At 52.9% G+C, this 227-nt stretch carries 1 rRNA gene; it reads left to right on the plus strand.

Features of this window, described 5'->3' with window-relative positions:
- Positions 1-69: 69 nt before the first annotated feature.
- Positions 70-185 (plus strand): 5S ribosomal RNA (gene rrf, locus D3D03_RS16690).
- Positions 186-227: the final 42 nt, after the last annotated feature.

A 227-nucleotide genomic window follows, 5' to 3' on the forward strand; every position in this document is an offset into this window, starting at 1 on the left:
TCGGTCGAGGCCTTGTTCTAGCAGATGATCTTGTTGATGACTTCAGTTTTGAGGGCGCGAGCCCTGTCGTCTGGTGACGATAGCCAAGTGGTCACACCCGTTCCCATGCCGAACACGGAAGTTAAGCACTTGAACGCCGAAAGTAGTTGGGGGCTTCCCCCTGTGAGGATAGGACGTTGCCAGGCAATTGAAGAAACCGATCTGCATCTGCAGGTCGGTTTTTTTGT

It is taken from the genome of Exiguobacterium sp. RIT452 (genome assembly GCF_003598705.1).
GTDB classification, from domain to species: domain Bacteria; phylum Bacillota; class Bacilli; order Exiguobacteriales; family Exiguobacteriaceae; genus Exiguobacterium_A; species Exiguobacterium_A undae.